This window comes from Pseudodesulfovibrio senegalensis (assembly GCF_008830225.1).
GTDB classification, from domain to species: Bacteria; Desulfobacterota; Desulfovibrionia; order Desulfovibrionales; family Desulfovibrionaceae; genus Pseudodesulfovibrio; species Pseudodesulfovibrio senegalensis.
This window is the reverse complement of record NZ_WAIE01000001.1, coordinates 904637-927956: the sequence shown is the minus strand read 5'-3', so window position 1 is coordinate 927956 and position 23320 is coordinate 904637. Positions and strand designations below refer to the sequence as shown.

General features: G+C 56.1%; 24 protein-coding genes and 1 tRNA gene. 12 read left to right on the top strand and 13 right to left on the bottom strand.

The window, feature by feature from the left end:
- Positions 1-77 precede the first annotated feature (77 nt).
- The 8 genes from ybeY to tpx form a co-directional block, all read right to left on the bottom strand.
- A complete protein-coding gene (gene ybeY / locus F8A88_RS04215) occupies positions 78-542 on the bottom strand; it encodes an rRNA maturation RNase YbeY (RefSeq protein ID WP_151150258.1) in 465 nt (154 codons plus the stop codon).
- Positions 542-1465 (bottom strand): PhoH family protein, encoded by a 924-nt coding sequence (locus F8A88_RS04210; protein ID WP_151149833.1) that lies wholly within the window; start codon positions 1463-1465, stop codon positions 542-544. The genes ybeY and F8A88_RS04210 overlap by 1 nt, the downstream gene beginning before the upstream one ends.
- Positions 1466-1532: 67 nt before the next feature.
- Positions 1533-2285, bottom strand: coding sequence for an ABC transporter permease (locus F8A88_RS04205; RefSeq protein WP_151149832.1), 753 nt, complete (start codon positions 2283-2285; stop codon positions 1533-1535).
- Positions 2279-3016, bottom strand: a complete 738-nt coding sequence (locus tag F8A88_RS04200) for an ABC transporter ATP-binding protein (protein WP_151149831.1) — start codon at positions 3014-3016, stop codon at positions 2279-2281. The genes F8A88_RS04205 and F8A88_RS04200 overlap by 7 nt, the downstream gene beginning before the upstream one ends.
- Positions 3017-3018: 2 nt before the next feature.
- Entirely contained in the window at positions 3019-3954 is a 936-nt protein-coding gene (locus F8A88_RS04195) for an ABC transporter substrate-binding protein (RefSeq protein ID WP_151149830.1), read from the bottom strand.
- A gap of 92 nt (positions 3955-4046) precedes the next feature.
- Positions 4047-5102 (bottom strand): SO_0444 family Cu/Zn efflux transporter, encoded by a 1056-nt coding sequence (locus tag F8A88_RS04190; protein ID WP_170283768.1) that lies wholly within the window; start codon positions 5100-5102, stop codon positions 4047-4049.
- A gap of 68 nt (positions 5103-5170) precedes the next feature.
- The gene (locus F8A88_RS04185) at positions 5171-5527 is read right to left on the bottom strand and encodes an ArsR/SmtB family transcription factor (protein WP_151149828.1); all 357 of its coding nucleotides are present in this window, start codon (positions 5525-5527) and stop codon (positions 5171-5173) included.
- An 85-nt stretch (positions 5528-5612) separates the two neighbouring features.
- Positions 5613-6125 (bottom strand): thiol peroxidase, encoded by a 513-nt coding sequence (tpx, locus tag F8A88_RS04180; RefSeq protein ID WP_151149827.1) that lies wholly within the window; start codon positions 6123-6125, stop codon positions 5613-5615.
- Between the two features lie 297 nt (positions 6126-6422).
- Here tpx and F8A88_RS04175 point away from each other — a divergent pair, with 297 nt between their 5' ends.
- Both F8A88_RS04175 and F8A88_RS04170 read left to right on the top strand, forming a co-directional pair.
- Positions 6423-7379, top strand: coding sequence for a chemotaxis protein (locus F8A88_RS04175; protein ID WP_151149826.1), 957 nt, complete (start codon positions 6423-6425; stop codon positions 7377-7379).
- The gene (locus tag F8A88_RS04170; RefSeq protein ID WP_151149825.1) at positions 7379-7780 is read left to right on the top strand and encodes an Hpt domain-containing protein; all 402 of its coding nucleotides are present in this window, start codon (positions 7379-7381) and stop codon (positions 7778-7780) included. Before F8A88_RS04175 ends, F8A88_RS04170 begins: the two co-directional genes overlap by 1 nt.
- A gap of 32 nt (positions 7781-7812) precedes the next feature.
- Here the strand turns inward: F8A88_RS04170 and F8A88_RS04165 are convergent, their stop codons facing one another.
- The 3 genes from F8A88_RS04165 to F8A88_RS04155 all read right to left on the bottom strand — a co-directional run bounded on the left by F8A88_RS04165 (position 7813) and on the right by F8A88_RS04155 (position 11207).
- Positions 7813-8313: a hypothetical protein gene (locus F8A88_RS04165; protein WP_151149824.1), complete on the bottom strand. Its 501-nt coding sequence runs from the start codon at positions 8311-8313 to the stop codon at positions 7813-7815.
- A gap of 20 nt (positions 8314-8333) precedes the next feature.
- On the bottom strand, positions 8334-10175 hold the full coding sequence (locus F8A88_RS04160) for a UbiD family decarboxylase (RefSeq protein ID WP_151149823.1): 1842 nt from the start codon (positions 10173-10175) through the stop codon (positions 8334-8336).
- A gap of 501 nt (positions 10176-10676) precedes the next feature.
- A complete protein-coding gene (locus F8A88_RS04155; RefSeq protein WP_241667333.1) occupies positions 10677-11207 on the bottom strand; it encodes a hypothetical protein in 531 nt (176 codons plus the stop codon).
- Between the two features lie 198 nt (positions 11208-11405).
- On the opposite strand from F8A88_RS04155, the gene F8A88_RS04150 reads away from it, so the two are divergent.
- Positions 11406-11768, top strand: coding sequence for a hypothetical protein (locus F8A88_RS04150; protein ID WP_151149822.1), 363 nt, complete (start codon positions 11406-11408; stop codon positions 11766-11768).
- A 137-nt stretch (positions 11769-11905) separates the two neighbouring features.
- Here F8A88_RS04150 and F8A88_RS04145 read toward each other — a convergent pair.
- Positions 11906-11982: transfer RNA gene (locus F8A88_RS04145), tRNA-Arg, on the bottom strand.
- Positions 11983-12172: 190 nt separating this feature from the next.
- On the opposite strand from F8A88_RS04145, the gene F8A88_RS04140 reads away from it, so the two are divergent.
- Together F8A88_RS04140 and F8A88_RS04135 are read left to right on the top strand one after the other, a co-directional pair.
- Complete coding sequence (locus F8A88_RS04140) at positions 12173-12733, top strand: UbiX family flavin prenyltransferase (protein ID WP_151149821.1); 561 nt, start codon at positions 12173-12175, stop codon at positions 12731-12733.
- Between the two features lie 9 nt (positions 12734-12742).
- The gene (locus F8A88_RS04135) at positions 12743-13420 is read left to right on the top strand and encodes a metal-dependent hydrolase (RefSeq protein WP_151149820.1); all 678 of its coding nucleotides are present in this window, start codon (positions 12743-12745) and stop codon (positions 13418-13420) included.
- Here F8A88_RS04135 and uvrC read toward each other — a convergent pair.
- On the bottom strand, positions 13417-15231 hold the full coding sequence (uvrC, locus tag F8A88_RS04130; protein ID WP_338325279.1) for an excinuclease ABC subunit UvrC: 1815 nt from the start codon (positions 15229-15231) through the stop codon (positions 13417-13419). The two genes, F8A88_RS04135 and uvrC, sit on opposite strands and share 4 nt — an antisense overlap.
- A 375-nt stretch (positions 15232-15606) precedes the next feature.
- Here uvrC and F8A88_RS04125 point away from each other — a divergent pair, with 375 nt between their 5' ends.
- From F8A88_RS04125 to rpsR, 7 genes are all read left to right on the top strand, one after another.
- A complete protein-coding gene (locus F8A88_RS04125) occupies positions 15607-16875 on the top strand; it encodes an outer membrane homotrimeric porin (protein WP_151149818.1) in 1269 nt (422 codons plus the stop codon).
- A 382-nt stretch (positions 16876-17257) separates the two neighbouring features.
- Complete coding sequence (locus tag F8A88_RS04120; RefSeq protein ID WP_161598335.1) at positions 17258-18517, top strand: outer membrane homotrimeric porin; 1260 nt, start codon at positions 17258-17260, stop codon at positions 18515-18517.
- Between the two features lie 286 nt (positions 18518-18803).
- A complete protein-coding gene (locus tag F8A88_RS04115) occupies positions 18804-20057 on the top strand; it encodes an outer membrane homotrimeric porin (protein WP_151149816.1) in 1254 nt (417 codons plus the stop codon).
- Positions 20058-20240: 183 nt separating this feature from the next.
- Entirely contained in the window at positions 20241-21545 is a 1305-nt protein-coding gene (gene hisD / locus F8A88_RS04110) for a histidinol dehydrogenase (RefSeq protein WP_151149815.1), read from the top strand.
- 30 nt (positions 21546-21575) lie between these two features.
- Positions 21576-22472 (top strand): phosphoribosylaminoimidazolesuccinocarboxamide synthase, encoded by an 897-nt coding sequence (locus F8A88_RS04105; protein WP_151149814.1) that lies wholly within the window; start codon positions 21576-21578, stop codon positions 22470-22472.
- Positions 22473-22746: 274 nt separating this feature from the next.
- Positions 22747-23043, top strand: a complete 297-nt coding sequence (gene rpsF, locus F8A88_RS04100) for a 30S ribosomal protein S6 (RefSeq protein ID WP_151149813.1) — start codon at positions 22747-22749, stop codon at positions 23041-23043.
- Between the two features lie 10 nt (positions 23044-23053).
- Positions 23054-23317 carry a 30S ribosomal protein S18 gene (gene rpsR / locus F8A88_RS04095; protein WP_151149812.1) on the top strand — a complete coding sequence of 88 codons (264 nt, stop codon included), beginning with the start codon at positions 23054-23056 and terminating at the stop codon, positions 23315-23317.
- The last annotated feature ends 3 nt before the right edge of the window (positions 23318-23320 follow it).

Sequence of the window (23320 nt, the reverse complement as noted above, 5' to 3'; positions counted from 1 at the left end):
GGGATGAATTTTGGCCGATATCAATAGGAATGTAAAGGACGGAACACCGCCCTTCTACAGCCGGGAAAAGGGAAGACTCATCGTCGGTCGCCGCAGGCGGCAACAGCGGCATCGGTCAGCGCGTCCATGGCTTCGCCATGGTCGAATCCGGCCAGATGCAAAACAGCGTGGGAAAGCAGACGGACAAGATGATCGCCGGGGGATTGTCCATACAAAACGGATTCGCGGGCCAGCGTGTCCACGGAAAGCGCAATCTCTCCCAAATGGTCAGCAGCATCGTCTTGCCGTGCGGCTTTTTCGTCGGATTCCGGGTCCCCGGCGGGAAAACTCAACACGTTGGTGGGACCAACGCAGCCCATGAATTCGGCGTTGAGCCGTGCGATCTCGGCATCGTCCACCAGCTTGAGCGTGAAGTGGGCATGATCAAGGCCCAACTCGGTCAAGATACAACGCGCAACGGGTCCGATTTCCCTTTTCGAAAGAGGGAAAACCGGCTCCCATGCCCGGCAATGGCGGAGGACGGTAACGCCTGTCTGTTGCATCATTCCTCGCTGTCGTGACTGTCGTAAGCCTTGACTATCCTGCCCACCAACGGATGGCGGATGACGTCCTGTTCGTCGAAAATCACGGTTTCAATGCCCTTTACGTCCTTCAGCACTTCCAAGGCATGCAACATGCCGGACGTGTCGTGGCGCGGCAGGTCGATCTGGGTGACATCGCCCGTGACCACGGCCCGGGAACCGAATCCGAGCCGGGTAAGAAACATTTTCATCTGTTCGGGCGTGGTGTTCTGCGCCTCGTCCAGAATGATAAAGGCGTCATTGAGGGTCCGGCCGCGCATGAACGCCAGCGGAGCCACCTCGATAATGCCGGTCTCCATGTACTCTTGAACTTTTTCGAAGTCCAGCATGTCGTGCAGCGCGTCGTACAGGGGACGCAGGTATGGATTGATCTTTTCGATCAGATCGCCGGGCAAAAACCCGAGTTTTTCACCGGCCTCCACGGCAGGACGCGTCAGCACGATGCGCTTGACCTCTCGCCGCAGCAGCGACCCCACGGCCATGGCCACGGCAAGATAGGTCTTCCCTGTTCCGGCAGGCCCAACCCCGAAGGTCAAATCCCTTTTCCGGATGGCCTCAAGGTAGGCGCGCTGGTTCAGGGTCTTGGGCACGATGCCGCGTTTGGGCGACCCGGCGGAGACATCCTTGCGAAACACCTGCCCGATGTTGGCATCCGGCTCACGGTCCAAAACACGGCAGGCAAGGTCGACGTCCTGCGGGTGCACGCGTTTTCCTGCCCGGATCATGCCATACAGCTGGGAAAGCACCTGGCAGGCCATGTCAACGGCATTTTCATCGTCGCCAAGCGACGTTACCACAACCTTGCTCCCCCGGCTCTCGATCTTCAGATCGAACCGTTCGGCAACAAGTTTCAAATGATTTTCCTGAGGACCGAACAGGCGCATGGCCAGTTCATTGTCGTCGAATTCAAGCTTGCGGTTGACCAGGGTCTCACCCTCCCGGATGGTTCAATCATTTACGTCCGGCAGACATCCACCGGCACATGCGTTTTTCCAAAAAGTTTGCGGCTTCGTATAGCACTGCACCCAAAAGGCTCATGCCCAGAATCCCGATGAACATGTTCACGTAATCCATACGGCCCCAAGCATCCATGATGCGATACCCCAAGCCGTGCATGGTGGCAAAGGACTCCACGAAAAACAACACCGCTACAGCCACCCCGGTTCCCAGGCGCAGGGCCGTGAAGCCATGCGGCAAGGCCGCCGGAACCAGCACCTCAAGCAGGATGTGCCGCCGAGAGCCTCCAAGCGAACGAACCGAATCAAAATACTTGGGATGAATGGCCCGCACGCCGTCGCGCGTGGTCACCAGCACCTGATAGCCCAGAATCAGCGCGATCATGGCGATCTTGGACACGTCTCCCAGACCGAACAGCAAAAGGAAAACGGGCAAAAGAACGATCTTGGGAATTGGGTAGGTCAAAAAGACGAACGGGGCCAAAATACCGTCCACGCGCCTGCTGCTGCCCATGACCAGACCAAGGGGAAACGCAACGCCCCACGCAAGGACCATGGCGGTCACGGCCCGGTATGCGCTGGAAGCAAAATCGGCCCAGAACCCACCTGTGCCCAAAGCGCGCACAAAGGCTATGCAGGCAACCTCAGGGTGCGGCAGCACCCCGCTTCCGGCCATCAGGGCCGCGCCTTTCCACAACAGGCCGAGCACCAGAATCACGGCGGCATAACGCACTGCGCACTTCACCATGCCGCCTCCACTGCCCGCCGCAATTCCCGGAGCATGGCATAATAGGATTCCGTATCCCGGTATCCTTCGGAGCCAAAGCCGGGATTGTCGAAACAGGCCACGGGCCGGGCCGGGCGGCCGGAAAGGACCAGAATCCTTCTCCCGAGGAAAACAGCCTCTTCAAGGCTGTGCGTCACCAGGACATACGGAACACGCTTGCGCTTCCAGACTTCCAGCATGGTTCCCTGCAACTTCTCACGGGTCAATGCGTCCAGCGAGGAAAAAGGCTCGTCCAGCAGCATCAGGCGCGGCTCGGTAACAAACGCGCGCGCAATGGCCACACGCTGCTGCTCTCCGCCACTGAGGTTGGCCGGATAATCACCCTCGCGACCATAAATGCCCAGCTCCTGCAACTGCTCTGCGGCACGGACAAGGCGTTCACCTCGCGCCACGCCACGAACCTTGAGGCCCAGAGCAACGTTCTCGACCACGCTTTTCCACGGCAGCAATCCGTAATCCTGAAGAATGATGGAGACATCACGCCGGGATTCGGCAATGGGCGCGCCGTCAAGGGTCACAGTGCCACAGTCGCACTGCGTCAATCCGGCGAGGACGTACAAAAGAGTCGTCTTGCCGCACCCGGACGGCCCCACCACGGCAAGTGTTTCATCCGCAGCAAGTTCAAAGGACACGTTTTCCAGAACGGCGTTGCCGTCCGGATAACGCTTGCATAGATCCCCGGCCCTGAGCATGACTACCGGACGTTCCCGGGGAGCAGCCTGGCATGGGGCATGCGCTGTTTAAGCATATCGTGCGCGATCATCCAATCCTGCACGTCATCCAGTTCCGCAGCAGTGGGAAGTGCGGGCGCGGGGTATCGGTAAATGGGATACTTGGGTGCCAGCGGCGGCGGAATTCGACACGTCCTTGCCATAAGTCCACGGTACTTTTCCGGGGTTTCAGCCAAATGCTCCACAGCTTTTGCATAGGCATCCGCAAAACGCCGGTAAATCCGGCCCTCATCGGCAAAAAAACGCTCGTGCAGACACAACACGGTCAGGGGCATGTCCATATCCTCGGCAGTCAGCACAACCGCCCCGCCCTTATATTCCACCAGCGACATGAGCGGTTCGGGCAGAATCGCCGCGTCCAACTGGCCGTCCATGAGCATTTGCAGACGAATGGGAATCTTCTTGACCTCGATACGCCTGAAATAGTCAGGAGCAAGGCCGTACTTTTCGCTTATCCTGTCCAGCAGGTATTCCATGATGGTGGAGCGGGAATAGCCGATCGACGCTCCCCTGAGGTCGGCCAGAGTGGCTTCGGCCTTGCCGCTCCCCACAGCTATGCCGAACATGGGGCTTCCGGGCGTGGTCCTGTAGGACGTCAGAGCTATGCGCATGGGAACTCCCTGACGCACCAACAGGCAGGTGGCGATCAGGTCGCCGAAATACCCATCTAACAGTCCGGCCTGCATGGCAGTATCACGCTCAAGGGCCGAAGCAAAGCTGACCAACTCGACATTCAAACCAGCATCGGCAAAGAAGCCTTCCTGCACAGCCACCTGCATGGGCAGCGTGTCCAGAACAGGCAGAACACCAAAGCGAATCGTGACATTTTCATTTGCGGCTTGTGCAGGCGTGCCCCACAGCATTGCAAACAGGACAAATGCGGCAAAAATACTTTTCATGATCCTCAAACTCCATGGGCTGTTACGAATGAACAGCATCTACCACGCAGCCCAAGGAATGAAAAGACATGCGGATGCCCTGAAATCCGGCATCACCCCCTGCAGCCACATCCGTGTGCATGGGGTCGCAGCCATGTGCGCACAACAAGCCCCAGCACGATAATCGCAGACACGCAACCGACCCAATGGGGCAAGACTTCCCCGGCCTGCGCAACAACGGCTCGGATGTCCAGTCCCAAAGCCCCGTACAGCCGATCGACCAACCATCCCAAAACCAGCGAACCAACGGCTATGGCCACAAGGTACATGGAGGCGGCACGGCGTCCCAGCACCTTGAACATGACCGTGAGCGTAGCTCCGTTGGTGGCCGGTCCGGCCAGCAGGAAGACCAAAGCCGCTCCCGGAGAAAGGCCCTTGAGCAGCAGGGAAGCCGCAATGGGAGTAGAAGCCGTGGCGCAGACGTACAGGGGAAGGCCCACGGCCAACATGACGAACAGAGACAGCAATCCGTGTCCCACGCTCTGTTCAATGAATCCCTCCGGAATCAGTGCAGAAATGGCACCGGCAATGACAACGCCCATGAGAAACCACTTGCCGATGTCGCCTATCATCTCCCCAAAGGCGAAATGCATGCCGTTATGAAAACGCCTCCATGTTCCATCTTCCTGCTCGCCGTCATCACATGCGCAGGCAATGGGAGCCATGGGCAGGTCGCGCGAAACAGGTTTTTCCCCGGCATCGGATGCATTGACGAGCCACCCGGCAAAAATCGCTGTAAAAAACGCTGCCACCGGACGAATCACCGTCATGATGGGATCAATGAGTGCATACGTGACGGCCATTGAATCCACTCCGGTTTCCGGCGTGGAAATCATGAAAGCCGTTGTCGCTCCCTTACTGGCACCCTGCTTGCGCAACCCCAGGGCCGCAGGCAGAACACCACACGAACACAGAGGAAGCGGCACCCCGGCCAGAGCGGCCTTGATGATCGAAGAAAACGTCCGCTTTCCAAAATGACGGGCCATCAACTCATCCGGCACAAAGCCCTTGAGCAAACCGGCCACAAAAAAACCGAGCAACACGTACGGTGAAGCATCGACCATGACTGCCCATGATTCTATGAAAATTTCGATACCCATATCTATCATACCCACCTCAAACAAACTAAATGTGTTCATTTGTTCATATATAAACACAAAAAAAGGGGAGGCAATGCCTACCCCTCTTCCCGAATGTGGTCCAATCCCTGTTTCAAGAGATTGGCCACATGGTCGTCATCAAGCGCATAGTAGACATTCTTTCCCTTTTTTCTATACCGCACGAGTCGGGCAGCGCGCAAGAGGCGAAGTTGGTGTGAAATCGCGGACTGCGACATGTCCAGCACCTCGGCAAGGGCACAGACGCACAACTCGGACTCGGAGAGCGCATACAAAATCCTGACTCGAGTATAATCGCCAAGAGCCTTGAAAAGTTCTGCCAAAAAAAGAAAATCCTTTTCCGAAAGCATGGTCAATCGGACACTGTCCACATCCGGATTGTGATTCTCCGTATGATTGCAAATATCACCGTTCATCAATTTCCCCTTATCCCGCTGCAGCAGCAGCCTGCAAAAATCCGTCCTGTTGCAGAAATGTCACTAGCCCAAAAAGACCCCCTCATCAATTCAATGATTTTACAAAAGACAGGACGTCGTCATAGTCTGGTTCGTCCGTTATGTCCGGCAGGCAAACCGCATACCGAACCACACCGGAAGCATCCACGACAAAAACGGCCCGTGCCAGCAGGCGAAGCTCCTTGATCAACACGCCATATCGGGTACCGAATTCTGCATCCTTGTGGTCGGAAAGGGTCGTGACAGCTTCAACACCGGCAGCGCCGCACCAACGCTTCTGCGCAAACGGCAAATCCATGCTCACGGTAAGAATCTTCACAGAATCGCCAAGGGCTGCTGCTTCGGAGTTGAAACGCCGGGTTTCCATATCGCACACGGGCGTATCGAGCGAAGGCACCGAAGCGATAATCACAGTACTTCCGGAATAATCCGACAGACGCACCGGATTGAGATCGTTGTCCAAGGCCGTGAAATCAGGAGCCTTGGCACCTACCGCAACCTCTGCCCCCATCAAGGTAAGGGGATTGCCCTGAAACGTTGTCACGCCGGTTCTTTCCATGCCTTCCTCCACTGTGTGAGTGTTGATACATCGTGCAGAAATTATTGAATTATTAAAATGATCATATCAGACCGAACACATTCGGCAAGAGCTTGATTGCAGAATATAACGAGCATCTTTCCAGAACTGCTCCACTAGGCAAAAAGACGTTTTCAAAAAAATCATTTCAATCATGCGCACAATCGCCATATTTGAAATAATACTGTATTGGACAATAATCATTAACAATTATTATCAAGACAACTCCACTATGCGAGGCTCGCGCCCCGATCTGTGCGAAAGGAAGGATAATACGGTATGACAAAAAAACAGACCTCGGCCATTGATACCGGCATACTTCTGGAGACCGGGACAAACGAGCTTGAAATCCTTGAATTCTTCATCAACGAAACAAACGGGGACGAAACACCGCTCACCGAACACTACTTCGGCGTCAACGTGGCCAAGGTGATGCAGGTCATCGAGACCCCGAACCTCGAACCTCCGGAATCGGCGCCGCACCCCTCCTTCATGGGTACCATCCCCCTGCGCCAACACATTCTGCCCGTGCTGGACCTCAGTGTATGGCTCGAAATCGATATGCCCAAAAGCGAACGGGACATCGTCATCGTCACGGAATTCAGCAACTCCATTACCGGATTCCTCGTTTCCGGAGTTACGGAAATACACCGCGTCGGATGGGGACAGGTAATCCCGCCCGCCGGTTACATCGCACATAGCACCGATGCCATCGTAGGGATGGTTGACAAGGGAGATCGTTTCATACAACTTCTTGATCTTGAAACGATTCTTTCCGAATTTCAGCTGCACCCCGATGAAATCGAATCGGTGGTCGCGCAGCAACAGTACACGGCATTGGTTGCGGATGACTCGGCCACAATACGAACCATGCTCCAGGCATCGTTGGAACAGGCCAATTTCAACCATATAATCACCTCCAACGGCGAGGAAGCTCTCAGACAGATCATGGCGCTCAAGCAACGCGCTGAAGACGAGAAAAAAGATATCAGCAATTATGTGGATGTGGTCATTTCCGACATCGAGATGCCGCTCATGGACGGCTTCAGCCTGACAAAAAACATAAAGGAAGATCCGGTATTGCAAAAACTCCCGGTCATCCTCTATTCATCCATCATCACCGATGAACTGCGCCATAAAGGTGAAACCGTGAAGGCGGACTTTCAGGTTTCCAAGCCGGACTTGTCCACAATCGCCAAAAAAGCCATTGAATTGATAGAAAACGGAAACAGCTAATGACAACGACCGACCAGGTGCTGCAGGTTTTCACGGAAGAAACCGCCGAACGGCTGTCCTCCATCGAATCCGGGCTTCTCAAGTTGGAAGCAGACGGTAATCAGATAGAGGATTCCGTTGTACACGGCATCTTTCGGGATGCCCATTCGGTCAAGGCCGGAGCGAACCTGCTCAAGCTCGAAAATGTGGAAACCCTGGCGCACAAACTGGAAAACATTCTGGAAATGGTCCGCAAGGGGCAGCTTATGCCTGATGATCAAACCATCACGGTGTTGCTGGAAACGGTGGACAAACTCCGAGAACTCATGGATCGCGTTGATGAAAGTGATTCCATCAGCATTCGCCTGCACGAAGCCATGCTGAACATGGTCGTACAAAAGGCCGTTTCAGGAAACGACTAAAACCAGCCCCCCCCCTCACGGCCCGTACGTCCTTACGCGCCGAACAAGTTCTGCAATTTGGCCATCTCGGCCAACGGCGTACCCGCAAGGGCTTCACGTTCAACCGCACGCATGAAATTGTCGTAATCCATTTCCCTGATATCGAACGAAAAGCCCCGGGCCTTGAAATACAGATGCAAAAAAGCCATGAGGGGTTCGGGCTCCAGAACCTTCATCAACTCACCGGGCGACTTGAGAGAGGTAAAAGGCTTGTTGGATCCGCCCAGAAAAAACATGTCCATGGAACGTTTGCCGTCCGTAACCACGCCCAACAGGTTGAACACCTTCAACCGAGACCTGAATTCGTCGTCCATATCCGGGATTTCAAGCAAGTCCTGTTTGGGAAACAGACCGGCAAAAACCATGTCCTCCCCTTCGGCGTACATTGTATGCCGAAAAACCCGTTCACCCGTGGCACCCTTTGCGGCCCGGACCGTTTCCCACAAGTCCATGGCAAAACCTTCCGTCAACTCTGCGGTTACCCGTTCATCCATCAGATTCTCCCTCTTTTTTGTCAAATAATACCATGCAACGGCCCGCCTGAAGCACCGAGTCCGTCCACAAAACGCTCCACATCGGGGACAGGCTCCAGCGGCGGTGCGTGATACGTCTTCAGACGGGCATCCATGATCACAGAGGTACGTGCGCCCCAATGCTTGCAATGCGAGAACGCCCCCACGCCGTACAAATCCGTTGCCGGATCAGAACGCGTAAACGCCACCCACAGAAAATTATCCCAATCGGCCGATGTAAACCCGGCATCGTCAGCCACCACGATCAGCGGGAACTCCTCCAGTCCCTTCACATGCGACAGACGCTCGCCAAGTCGCTCCAGCGCAGGATCGTGTTCGTCCCTGCCCCGATCATGGGCCCGGGAACCCACAACCAATATGCCGGGCGCAAACACCTGAGCGTCCGAAAACCCTTCCGGCAAGTCGAAATCCGCCGGAATCTCGGTTCCCAATTGCCGCTTGTGCGGGCCGGCGACCGAAACAACGACCTTGGAGCCCTGATTCAGGCTGATGCCCGAATAATCCAACGTGTCGATGGTCGTTCTGGTTATGAAATGAAAATCGCGAGTCAGGTCGATGCGACGAAGCAGGTTGTCAAAGAAACCGGGCACATCATGCGCAGAGATCATTGGTGAATCTTCCCGGGCACAAATGAGCACATACTTGGACAGTGACGTCTGGGTATTACCCAGCAGCGACAGTGCGTTGGTAATCAATTCCTGCGGCTGACGTTCTGCCGCATACGGAACATAGCGCTCACTTCCGACAGCCAACAGCAACGGGTGCACTCCGGCCGCGTCAACGGCGTGCACCTCATGCACTCCGGCAAATACGGAAGGGACAAGTTCGGCCGTCATCTCATGAATGAACTGACCAAACATGGTGTCTTCCTGCGGCGGCCTGCCCACAGTGGTAAACGGCCAGACAGCCCCAGTGCGGTGATAGACCTTGTCCACCCGCAACACAGGAAAATCATGGGCAAGGCTGTAGTAGCCGAGATGGTCACCAAACGGGCCTTCAGGCTTTTGCAAATCCGGGGCGATGGTCCCGCTGAGGCAGAAATCCGCCTCGGCAAGGATGGGCAACCGCCCGTCGCCCGTGACGAAGCCAATACGATGCCCGGCCATGGCGCCGGCAAAAAAGACTTCGGGCAGCCCTTCCGGCAAAGGCATGACAGCGGCCAGCGTCATTGCGGGCGGTCCTCCCACGAACACATTGACTCGCAACGGCTCCTTGCGGCGGATCGCTTCAGCATGATGCGGGCCGATCCCGCGATGGATCTGGTAGTGCAGCCCCACCTCGCGATCGGTTTCATAAGAATCACCGGTCAACTGCACACGGTACATGCCCAGATTGGACGCCCCGAAACCGGGGCTGACCGGGTTCTCGCTGTACACCTGCGGCAGTGTCACATAGCCGCCGCCGTCCATGGGCCATGACACAAGCTCGGGCAAGTCGGAGACCGAACACTCGTTTTCCATGACAGGCCCGGTCCGCAGCTTTTTGGGCATGGTATTCCATGCGGCCCGGGGCGCGCCCGCATACTCCCAGAAACGCCGCACGGCCGTCATGGGATCAAGCTTGAGGCGCATGAGCCGTTCCACGGTTTGCAGCGTATCCCGAAAGATAAAGCGCATGCGATCCATGGTCCCATACAGATTCGCCACCATGGGGAAAACGCACCCGCTGACATTGGTGAAAAGCACGGCCGGACCGCCCGCACGAAAAACACGCCGTTGAATGGCCCCGGCCTGAAGCCGGGCATCCACGGGTACATCAATACGGATCAACTCTCCGTGCGCCTCAAGATCGGCTATCAACTGGCCCAGATTCACATATCCCATTTGAATTCGTCTCCCAAATGTATTGGGGAGCAATCTAGACGGAAGTGGCAGAAAAGTTAAGCAAAGAGTGGAGAGTGAATGAACGGGGAAAATTTGAGGAAGGAAGACTATTCAGACTCGATATGCCATTCACAGCGGCATGGAGGATCCGGGGCAACATTCATGGTCATGCGTCTGTCGCCGGTCATGGGTTTTCCCGTTCGCAACAGGCGGTTGCAACAAGTGGTGCAAAACGACTCCGGATACGTGCAGATAAGACAATACGGCAAAAAATTGTCGCACCGCACCTGATTCCAGGGCCTTCGAATTCCCACAAGGCATTTCCGCAGATAAAAAACGCACCCCCGACACTGGTTTTGGTGATGGCTGTTCAATGTCATGCTGTTCTCCCGACAGTTCTCTAATTCATACATCCTCACCACGCCTGAAGCCATGGGACAATTATAATGTATGAATCATCGGCACGGTCGCCGTGCACTGCCCGGGGAAAAAAGGAAAAAATCAGTGAAGGGCTTTGTCTCCAGGCATGAACATGCCCGCGGAAACGGATGAAAAATCCGCAATGTCCAAATCCAGCACCATTTCCACCGGCATATCGCCGGGGCCGACCCACAACGTCCCCGGGCCGTTCCAGTGCCGGATAAGGGCCTTGGCCTGATCAAGGGCGACCTTGACAGCGCTCAGGTATTCGTCTCGCTCGAACACAAGCTCAACCTCCTGGGCCCAGTCGGGAAGAGGCTCATTGGCGGGCCATGCCAAAGGATTGCGCATCTTCCAACGCACATGCCCGGAATCATGACCAACCACAATCCCCCTGTCGATGCCAACGCACGCCGGATCACCACAACTGCAGGTAAAGATGAAATACTCGCCCTCAGCCGCCGCGCTGGCCACCAAGGCCGCAGGATCAATATAGCTGTCCACGGGATGGATATATTCATCGTCAACAGTCAGATTGAAATCCAGAAACGCATCATCAAGGTGCTCCCGGTCAACCGACAACGTGACGGAAATGATCATTCTGTTCATCATGGTCTTCTCCAACCGTTTTAGCATCGCCATCGCGCCCCGATATTTAGTGGGCCTTGGTGGCCGAGTCAAGCAGCCACGCCTATCCCGGCCTCAAATGTTATAATCTGCATCAAGCGCTTCCAATTATCCGCGAATACGCTATTATCTGTTTTCATTGTGGAGCCCCATTTTCAATAGTACCAACCGAGGAGTAGCAAAATGGCGAACATGGATTACCCGGGCCCCTGCCCCAGTTGTACCGGAATCGACGGTTGCCCCAATGATGCAGGCAAGCAGGAAGCGGTCAAACATTACTGCAAGGGCCTTGAAATGGAACTCAATGCATGGAAGGCCCGTCTGTATGACGTGCTGACCAATGAAAAGGCCGGTGAAATGGGTGACACGCTCATCCAGCTCAAATCCACCATGAAAGAACTTGAAGCCGTGGCCGCCAAGTTGGAAGAAGCATGCCCGGCAAGCATGAGCAAGGAAGAACAGGTCATCGGCAAAGGCCTTGAAGACCTGCGCGTCCATTACAGCAAGGCCATGGAAGTCATCGCCCCGGGCTGGTTCGGCGGTTGATGATAAAACATTGTCCCCATAATGACCACCTGCGGGCCGTCCTACCGGGCGGCCCGCCTTTTGTCCTGCTCCAAAACAAAAAAGCCCCCGGAATCCGAGGGCTTTTGAACCACATGGGACGTGGTAGAATTATCAAGTGGCGGGCAATGCAGGAGTCGAACCTGCGGCCTCTAGCTCCGGAGGCTAGCGCTCTATCCAACTGAGCTAATTGCCCGCACAAGCGGGAATACCTATCCCCGGACACCGGGATTGTCAAGCAAAGGCTCGCAAGAACCGGGAACACCGTCAAGAATACATCCTCTTTCCTTGATCAATATTTGTCTTGCATATATTTCTAAAAAAAGTATAGAAATATTCCAAATGTCCTGAAAATCATTTTTGTACAAACCAATGTTCGGACCAAGATGCAAACCAAACGAATCATTCTGGCCATAAGCGGCGCAAGCGGCATTCAGTATTCACTCGATGTGGCGCAGGGTCTTGCAAACGCCGGCATCGAAATACACCTCATCCTTTCCACTGCAGCCAGAACCGTCATGCAGCATGAGGACATCAACCCCGAATCGCTGCTCTCCCTGGCCCACACCGACCATGACCCAAACAATATCGCCGCGCCCCCGGCCAGCGGTTCATGGCAACACGATGGAATGATCGTCTGCCCTTGTTCCATGGCTTCCCTGGCCGCCATTGCCAACGGACTCGGCACCAACCTCATGCACAGGGCTGCGGACACATGTCTGAAAGAAGGCCGCCGCCTGATTATCGTTCCCCGGGAAACACCGCTCAACGCCATTCACATGGAAAACATGCTCAAGGCTAACCGTGCCGGGGCAACCATTCTTCCGGCCTGTCCGGGTTTTTATCACCAGCCCTCGACAATTCCGGATCTGACACGCCATCTGGCGGGTAAAATACTCGATCAACTGGAAATCCCCCACACCCTGTACAAACGGTGGGGCGAATAGGAGGCGAGCATGGAAGCAACATGGTTCGGACACTCGAATTTCCGCTACAAATACGAAGACACCACCATTCTCGTGGACCCGTTCTTCGTGGGTAACCCTGCAGCGCCCATCACGTACGATCAGGTGCCGGAAGCCGACATCATCCTTGTGACCCACGACCACTCGGACCACATAGGTCAGGCACTGGAACTGGCCACGCGTCTGGACGCGGAGGTGGTGGGAGTTTTCGACACCATCCAAAGCCTGATCTCCCAGGGACTGCACACATCGCTCGGCGTGCCCATGAACATAGGTGGGACGGTTGAACGCAATGGAGTAAAAATCAAAATGGTGCAAGCGGTGCATTCCAGCGCAACCGGAACCGCCGTGGGATTCCTGCTGACCTTCCCGGACGGTCGGTGCATGTATCACGCGGGCGATACGGCCCTGTTCGGAGACATGGAACTGTTCGGTCAACTGCACGACATCGACATCGCGGTCCTGCCCACGGGCGGACGATTCACCATGGATGCACGCGATGCCGCCCATGCCTGCAAGCTGCTGCAATGCAAGACGCTCATCCCCATGCACTGGGGCACCTGGCCGATTCTGGCGCAGGGTACGGACGATCTGGCTGCCGAGTTGAAACAGACAGCGCCCGGTACATCCCTAACGGTATTGGAAACAGGCCAGCCCACGGATATCTAGCCGGATTTCCGGCAGACACGGATTTCCGACAACTGTTCGTGAATACGAAGCGCTCGTTTGCGCCCGATTCCGTCAATCTCCTGCAGCTGGTCTGGAGTGGCCTCAAGCATCGCCTCAAGTGAACCAAACCGATCCCACAGGATCCGCGCAGTTTTCTCTCCGATTCCAGGCATGTCCAGAAGGGCGCTGTCCAGCATTCTTTTTTTCCTGGCCCTGCGCTGTCTGCCGATGACGAAACGGTGTGCGTCATCACGCACACGCTGCAAAAACAACAATTCGGCGCTACCCGGCTTGAGCGGCATGGGATTCATGCGACCGGGTCGAAAAATTCTGTCCTCCAGTTCTCCGGCCCGGCGTGAAGGCCCCTTGGCTATGGACGCCAATTCCCACGAGTTGTCCCAACCGGCATTTTCCAGTGCCTTTTCCACGGATGCGAGCTGGCCCTTGCCGCCGTCGATGAGCAGCAAATCCGGCCACGGCGGCCCGGACTCAATCCTTCGCACAGCCCATGCGGCCAAGGCAGCGTAGTCGTCGCCGGTCCCTTCCAGTTCCGGGAATGAATACAACCGGGTTTCCCCCTTGGCGCGCCTTCCATCCTCATAGACGACCTGCCCCACACGCATGCCCTGCCCGCCCAGATGCGAAGCATCAATGCATTCGATGCGCAGCGGCTCGTGCTCGAGGCGAAGCCCCTTGGCAAGCAGTCGGGTTATGCTGTTCTCCTGTTCACGCGCCTGCACGGCCACGGACCGCGCAAGCCCCACAAGATGCTGTTGCGCCGAAGATGCGGCCGACACGATGCGCACCCTGCCGCCGCGCAGTTCGGAAAGCACTTCAGACAAGGCCTCACTCTCCATGGCCGAGGGCACAATGATGACCGGGGGTATGAAACGACCGGGGCCATAGAATTGCGAAAGGAAACTGTCCAGAACTTCCGGCCCTTCCTCAAGCGTCAGCCCCGGCCAGAAAAATGTCTTCTCATCCAGAAGCCGCCCCTGCCGGACATACAGCATGCCCAGCCCAAGCCCGTTTTCCGTCTGGGCAAGGCCCAGTACGTCACGGTCACTGTTGTCGTGCATGACAACGGCCTGACGTTCCACGGTCTTTTCCACAGCGCGTATCTGGTCGCGCAACTGGGCGGCCCGCTCAAAGGCCAACCCCTCGGAAGCATCCTGCATCTCTCGACGCAATCGCCCAACCAGCTCACCGGTGCGCCCGGAAAGAACCATCTCCACCCGGCGCACGATATCCCGATACATGTCCCTGTCCACATCCAGCACACAAGGGGCATGGCATTGACCTATATGATAATACAGGCACGGACGCACGCGGTTGCCGAACGCACGATCATTACACTTGCGCAGCCGGAACACGGAATTCAGCAGTTTCCATGTGGCCTTGGCCGCACCGGCGGAAGTAAACGGCCCGAAATACACGGAACCGTCGCGCACCACGTTGCGAGTCATGATCAGCCGTGGATATTCGGACATCTTGTCCAGCCGGAAAAGAACGTACTGTTTATCGTCGCGCAGTACCACGTTGTATCGGGGGCGATGCTTCTTGATCAGGCTTGCCTCAAGCAACAGGGCCTCTTTCTCGCTCCCGGCCAAAAGGATGTCGATGTGTGCAATGCGTTCGACCATGGCCCGCGTTTTCGGGGTATGTCTGGCCCGGGAATAAAAATAGGATGAAAGACGTGCCCGCAAGGACTTCGCCTTGCCCACATATATGATTTTTCCCGCAGCGTCCTTCATCAGGTACACCCCGGGGCGGGTTGGGTAATCACCGGCCGAAAAAATGAAATCGCTCACCAGAACTCCGATTGTAGCAACACCAGGCTTCAAGAAAAAAACCAACACCAACCTACGGATGAACCCCTTGGGAAGCAATACCCCGAAAAAACACCCACCTCGTACAATTTTTTTTACCCCACCTCCAAGAAAATCCTCATACAATTTAACCATTCGTTTACAAAAACAAAATAAATGCGCATGCATAAAAATACAATATCATTAAAAACCAATTATTTATCCAAGAAAAAAATGTAAAGGACGCTCCGCGAAAAAACGGTACAATTTCTTGTACCTTTTACAATTTCACCATTGATTGCAAACACCCCACAGGGGTACAAATTTTCATCACGTACGTGAATCGCGAATTGTTTAACTGCAAAAGGAAGGATTGTTATGAAACGTTTGGTTCTGCTCACCATGCTGTGCGCATTCGTGCTCGGCATGGCGGCAACGACAGCATCCGCCGCCGACATCAAGGCGACCGGGTCCTATGTGTTTGAGGCCGTCTGGGGCGACAACAGCTTCGACGATGACGATCAGGATTCCGACTTCGACGTGTATCAGCGCCTGCGCACCAAGTTCGAATTCATCGCGAACGAGAACCTGAAAGGTGTCCTGTACACTGAAGTGGGCACCTCTACCTGGGGTGAAACCATGCGTGTCGGCGACGATATCGACGATGTCGTGACCATCAAGGCCGGCTACATCGACTTCAACTGGCCCGGCACCCAGCAGAACATCAAGGTCGGTCACCTGAACATCGACCTGCCCAACGCCATCGGCGACGGCTCCATCATCCTGTCGGACGAACTGCCCACCGCAGTCATCTCCGGCCCGATCACCGACAACGTGGCCTACCTGTTCGGCTGGCATCGTCTGGACAAGTCCGGCGCTCAGAACAGCACCGCTGATGAACTGGACGCCGTATCCCTGGCCCTTCCCCTGACCTTCGACGGCATCTCCGTCACTCCGTACACCTTGATCGGCTATGCCGGAGACAACTACGACAACGACCTGAACAACGTCTGGTGGGCCGGCGCATCCTTCGAGATGACCATGTTCGACCCGTTCGTGTTCAAGGCCGACCTGGCCTACGGTGCCTCGGACAATGAAGCCGAAGCCAACGAAACCGACGGTTGGTACTTCGCGGCTGCTGCCGAGTACAAGGGTCTGGACTTCATGACTCCGGAACTGTTCTTCGCGTACACCTCCGGTGACGACGAAGACGCTGCCACCGACGGCGGCGGCTCCATGCCCAACATCGGTGTTGGCGACTGGGCTCTCGGTTCCTTCTGGTTCGGCGGCGACTGGGGCGTTGGCGCACAGTCCAGCGTCGATGCAGACGCAGACTACTTCGGTTTCTGGACCTTGGGCGTTTCCCTGAAGGACATCTCCTTCTTTGAAGGCCTGACCCACACCGTGAACGTCATGTACATTCAGGGTACCAACGACGATGAAAACGTCGGCGTCGGCACGGATCTGACCTACCTGAGCGACGACGACTCCCTCTGGGAACTCGACCTGAACTCCCAGTACTCCATCTACGACGAACTGACCGCCTACGTGGAACTCGGTTGGATCGCTCCGGATTGGGCTGACGAGCGCAACATCAACGACGACGAAGCCTGGAAGGTTTCCACGGGCCTGAACTACGAGTTCTAGACCCACGCGAAAACCTGCATATTGCAACGGCCGGAGCTTGCTCCGGCCGTTTTTTTGTTCATGCACAAACCGGCAAGGACAAATTTTTATACCCTCCGCAGGCCAGTCGGCAGTTCACCGACAACACGCCACAGGGTTCCCATGCTCTCCCCCCGCCCTGCCGGCCCAAGCTTATAACAAAATAAAATGTTTAAAATTAGAATATTAAGCCAACCACCAAGCTCTCTCACCGGCAGATGTAAACACGGTAAAAATTTTTTAACCAAATGTTAATTTATCCTTGCTTCCCTTTTACAGTTGCGATACAAGACGCGTGTAGATGGCGTTATGTGGTGACTTCTCAATCGCAAAAGACTTAATCGCAAAAGAAGGAAGGATTATTATGAAACGTTTGGTAATGCTCGCTGTGCTGTGCGCCTTCGCGTTCGGCATGGCTGCTACCGCAGCTTCCGCCGCCGACATCAAGGCGACCGGTACGTACACCTTTGAGGCCGTCTGGGGCGACAACAGCTTCGACGATGATGATCAGGATTCCGATTTCGACGTGTATCAGCGTCTGCGCACCAAGTTCGAGTTCATCGCGAACGAGAACCTGAAGGGCGTTCTGTACACCGAAGTGGGCACCTCCACCTGGGGTAGCACCATGCATGTCGGCACCGACATCGACGACCTCGTGACCATCAAGGCCGGTTACATTGACTTCAACTGGCCCGGCACTCAGCAGAACATCAAAGTCGGTCACTTCGGCGTGGCTCTGCCCAACGCCGTTGGCGGCTCCATCATCCTTGATGATGAACTGCCGTCCGCTGTGATCACCGGCCCGATCACCGACAACGTGTCCTACCTGCTCGGTTGGCACCGTCTGGACAAGTCCGGCGCTCAGAATGGCACCGACGACGAACTGGACGCAGTGGCCATGGCCCTGCCCCTGAACTTTGACGGTGTTTCCGTTGCTCCGTTCATCCTGGCCGCCTACGCTGGCGACAACTACGACGCCAACGTCACCAACAGCATCACCTGGGCTGGCGTGTCCTTTGAACTGACCATGTTCGATCCGTTCGTGTTCAAGGCCGACCTGAACTACGGTCAGGCTGACTATGAAAACGCTGAAGACCAGGACGGTTGGTACTTCGCTACCTCCGCCGAATACAAGGGCTTCGACTTCATGACCCCGGAAGCCTTCTTCGTGTACACCACTGGTGATGACAACAACGTCACCTACGCTGGTGAAGACCAGATGCCGCTTCTGGCTGGCGACTGGGCCGTTGGCTCCTTCTTCTTCGGTGGTGACTGGGGCATCGGCGCCCAGTCCAGCATCGACGCTGACGCCAACTGGCTCGGCTTCTGGACCCTCGGCGTCTCCCTGAAGGACATCTCCTTCTTCGAAGGCCTGACCCACACCGTGAACGTTCTGTACATCCAGGGTACCAACGACAAGGACAACTTCATCGCAGGCGACCTGACCTACCTGAACGAAGATGACTCCCTGTGGGAACTCGACCTGAACTCCGCTTACTCCATCTACGACGAACTGACCGCCTACGTGGAACTCGGTTGGATCGCTCCGGATTGGGACAACGATCGTAACATCAACGACGACGAAGCGTGGAAGGTCTCCACGGGTCTGAACTACGTCTTCTAAGAAGACTACAAACTCTCACCATTGACGCCATCCGGCCGGAGCCTTCGGGCTCCGGCCTTCTTTTTTTGCATTCTGCCTTTTTGACTTCGAGCCCTTCCTGCCGAAACGCATTGCCGCCAACATAAACAAGCCGACCGCCAATCGTTGGTTCCCGGTTCAAACCGTCAAACAACGCTGCAACGAAAAAACGGCACGCTTGTTCATCTCCTCCGTTTGCTATACAACCAGTCATATTTGGCAGTATTCGATCATCCAGTTTTACCAACATCATGAAAGAGAATTCGCCATGAAGCGCCTTCTGCCGCTTGCCATTCTGCTCATTCTTGTCTCGGGAATGACAACCACGACTTTCGCCTCCGACATCAAGGCAACCGGTGCGTATACATTTGAAGCCGTATGCGGAGAGAATGACCTCACATACAGCTTTCTGCGATCACGCTTCGACGTATACCAGCGCCTGCGCACCAAATTCGAATTCATTGCCAACGAAAACCTGAAAGGCGTTCTGTACACCGAAGTCGGCACCAACGCCTGGGGGTGGGACATGAAGGCCGGATACGATATTTTCGACGTTGTCACCATCAAGGCCGGCTATATCGACTTCAACTGGCCCGGCACCCAACAAAACGTCAAGATGGGCCACCTCAGGGTGACCCTGCCGGGTGCGGTGGGCGGGTCCATCGTTCTTGATGACGAACTGCCCACCGTGCTGTTCTCCGGCCCCATCAACGACAACATTTCCTACATGCTCGGCTGGCACCGGGTGGAAAAATCCGGTTGGCAAGGTGGCACCGCAGATGAAGCTGACGCGATATCCGCCTCCCTGCCCATTAAATTCGATGGATTTACCGTAACCCCATTTGTGTTGGCCCTGTATGCAGGCCACAACTTCGATTACGATGTGGACGACATCACCTGGTCTGGCATGTCCGTGGAACTGACCCTGTTCGATCCTTTCGTATTCAGGGCAGACATCAACTACGGCGAGGCCGACTACCAACGGGACGATTCCGCCGCAGGCTGGTTCACTGCCATGTCCGCAGAATACACAGGTTTTGACTTCATGACTCCCGAAGCCTTTTTCGTCTGGTCTTCCGGCGACGACAAGGACACCACCTATGCAGGGGAAGACCAGATGCCCTACTTTCTCGGAGACTGGGCTGTCGGCTCATTCTGGTTCGGAGGCGACTGGGGCATCGGTGACCAGTCAAGCATCAACGCCGATGTCTATTGGTACGGCTTCTGGACGCTGGGCGTTTCATTGAAAGACATATCCTTCTTTGAAAAACTGACACACACCGTCAACGTCCTGTACATTCAAGGCACCAATGCTGAAGAATTCGCTGCCTACGCTCCGTCGACCTACCTCACGGAAGGCGACTCGCTGTGGGAATTCGACCTGAACTCCGCTTACTCCATCTACGACGAACTGACCGCCTACGTGGAACTCGGCTTGATCACCCCGGACTGGAGCGATGACCGCAACCGGGCCAATCAGGAGGCATGGAAAATTTCCACCGGCCTGAACTACGCCTTTTAGACAACGGCCCACACACGAATGCAGCCGGGCCTCAAAGCCACCGACCTCCCACGTTCACGCACAACCCGGCTCTCGACTTTTGCCATACGCTCGGCTATATATTTCTTCTCTCGGGCTTGAACGAGTCACACCACCTCCCTTGCTCCGAACCGTCTGAAATCGCCTGAAACAACAGAGGATGCCATGCCCTGTAAACGCATCGACTATACTTCCGGCAACGATTGGCAAGCCATCGACGATTGGCTCTGTCAACGCAAGGATCCGGACACCAACGTGGACGGGATCGTCCGCGACATTCTTGAAAACGTTCGCACCAACGGGGACGCGGCGCTGGTCGAATACACGCGTAAATTCGACTGCCCGAACCTGACGGAAAAGACGTTGCGCGTTCCCGCCGAAACCATCCGGGCCGCGCTGGACGAAATCCCTGAATCCGACCGCGCGATTCTTGAGGAATCCATTCACAACATTCGGAAATTTCACCAAAACCAGAAAGAAAAATCCTGGTGGACCACGGAAGCAGACGGCACCATTCTCGGCCAGCTGGTACGTCCGGTGGACCGCGTGGGCCTCTACGTTCCCGGCGGTCAGGGCGGTGAAACACCGCTCATTTCCAGCCTGATCATGAACGCTGTGCCCGCACAGGTGGCCGGGGTGCAGGAAATATCGGTCATGAGCCCGCCCCGCAAGGACGGGACCCTGAACCCGTACATTCTGGCCACGGCCGCCCTGCTGGAACTGGATGAAATCCGTCTTTCCGGCAGCGCATGGGCCATCGGCGCGCTGGCCTTCGGCACGCAGACCATTGCCCCCTGCGATGTGATAGCAGGACCGGGCAATATTTTCGTCGCCACGGCCAAGGCCCAGCTCATCGGCCAGATCGGCATCGACATGTTTGCCGGGCCGAGCGAAATCGCCATACTCGCGGACCACACCGCCACCCCGGAATGGCTGGCCGCAGACATGCTCTCGCAGGCCGAACACGACCCGCTCGCCGCATCCATTCTGGTTACCCCGGACAAGGAACTGGGCAAGGCGGTTTGCAAGGAACTCGCAAACCAGACCAAGGCTCTGCCCCGCAGTGAAATCGCCGCAGCATCCCTCGAAAAATGGGGAGCGGTCATCACTGTTCCGGACATTGCCACCGGGACAGAAATCATCAACAAACTCGCCCCGGAGCACCTGGAACTGGCCATGGCCGACCCGTGGTCCGTACTCGGCTCCATCCGACATGCCGGGGCCATCTTCATGGGACACCATTCCCCGGAACCGGTTGGCGACTATTTTGCCGGTCCCAACCATGTGTTGCCCACACTGCGCACGGTCCGCTTTTCATCGGCTCTCTCGGTGCAGACATTCGTCAAGAAATCGAGCGTCATTGCCACCAGCCCGTCATACGTGCGCGAGCACGGAGACAAAATTGCCCGGCTGGCGAGGCTTGAAGGGCTGGAGGCCCATGCCCGCTCCGTGGAATGCCGCAACAAGTAATACCTTATAGTAAAGACTCACGAGGAAACCATGAACGCAGTTACCCAAACCGACATCAAGGAATACCCCCTTGTGTCCCGGGGCAAGGTCAGGGATATCTACGACATTGACGAAGAAACCCTGCTCATCGTCACTTCCGACCGCATCTCCGCCTATGACGTGATCATGCCCGACCCCATCGAACAAAAAGGGATCGTGCTCAACAGGATCACCCTGTTCTGGATGGAAATGATGCAGGATCTGGTGGAAAACCACATCATCGCCGCCAGCGTGGACGACTACCCCGAGCCGCTCAAGGCGCACCGCGCCGTGCTTGAAGGGCGCTCGGTGCTGGCCAAGAAGGCCAAGCCCCTGCCCATCGAATGCATCGTGCGCGGATTCATCACGGGCTCCGGCTGGGCCGACTACCAAAAGACCGGCACGGTCTGTGGCCACGACCTGCCAGGCGACCTGCGCGAATCCGACATGCTGCCCGAGCCGATCTTCACACCGTCCACCAAGGCAGAACTCGGCGACCACGACGAAAACATCACCCTTGCCCACGCCGCGCAACTGGTGGGCGAGGAAATGATGCGCAAGGTGGAAAAACTCTCGCTGGACATCTACAAACGCGCCCGCGATTATGCCCGCGAACGCGGCATCATCATCGCGGACACAAAGTTCGAATTCGGCACCATCGGCGACAAGCTCATCCTCATCGATGAAGTGCTGACTCCGGACTCCTCCCGGTTCTGGCCCACAAAAGGATACACTCCCGGGCAGTCGCAGCCCAGCTTCGACAAGCAGTTCCTGCGCGACTGGCTCGTGGACATCGGATTCAACAAACAGCCTCCCGGACCGGCCATTCCCGAGGAAATCGGCAGCCGGACCCGCGCCAAATACATGGAGGCCTATTCGCTGCTGACCGGCAGCGAACTGGAGTTCTGATCATGCTCGACGCATTGATTCTCATAGGCTGCTTTGTCGCCGGATATCTACTGCTCGGGTGGATATCACGCAAAACCGGTATTCAGCTGGGCTGACGCCCGAACACGTCGTGCGACTGGAAGTCGCCGGACAAGACAAAGGCTGACAAGCCGGACGAAAAGTGACATGGTATTGCCCTTGACAGAAAGGGGCAAAGCCCATACAAACCCTTTTCTTTAGCCTTGCTCTCTCCATCCTCATCAGGAGAGGGCCAACGACCAAAAGGAGGACTGGAATGGCTAATTATGAGACCCTCCTGCTGCTTTCTCCCGAACTCGGGGAAGAAGGTCGCAAGGAGATCATGGAAAAGCTGACGGGCGTCATCTCTTCCGAAAACGGCGAGATCGCCGAAACGGACGAATGGGGAATGCGCACGCTGGCCTATCCGGTGGAAAAGCAGACCCGTGGTTACTACACCCGCCTTGTGTACAGCGGTCCCGGACCCCTTGTTGCCGAACTGGAGCGTAACATTCGCATCACCGACGGCATCTTCAAGTTCCTGACCGTCAAACTCGACACCAAGGCAGCCTAAGGAGGTAACCATGGCATTCCGCAAGAAATTCACCCCGAGGAAAAAATTCTGCCGCTTCTGCGCCGACAAGGAAATGCCTCTGGACTACAAACGTCCGGACATCCTGCGCGACTTCGTGACTGAACGCGGCAAGATCATTGCACGCCGCATCACCGGCACCTGCGCAAAGCACCAGCGCCGCCTGACCACCGAGATCAAGCGCGCCCGGCAGATGGCTCTGATGTTCTACACCACCGTCCATTCCACGGACGTGAAGAAGAAGACCAACCTGTAGGAG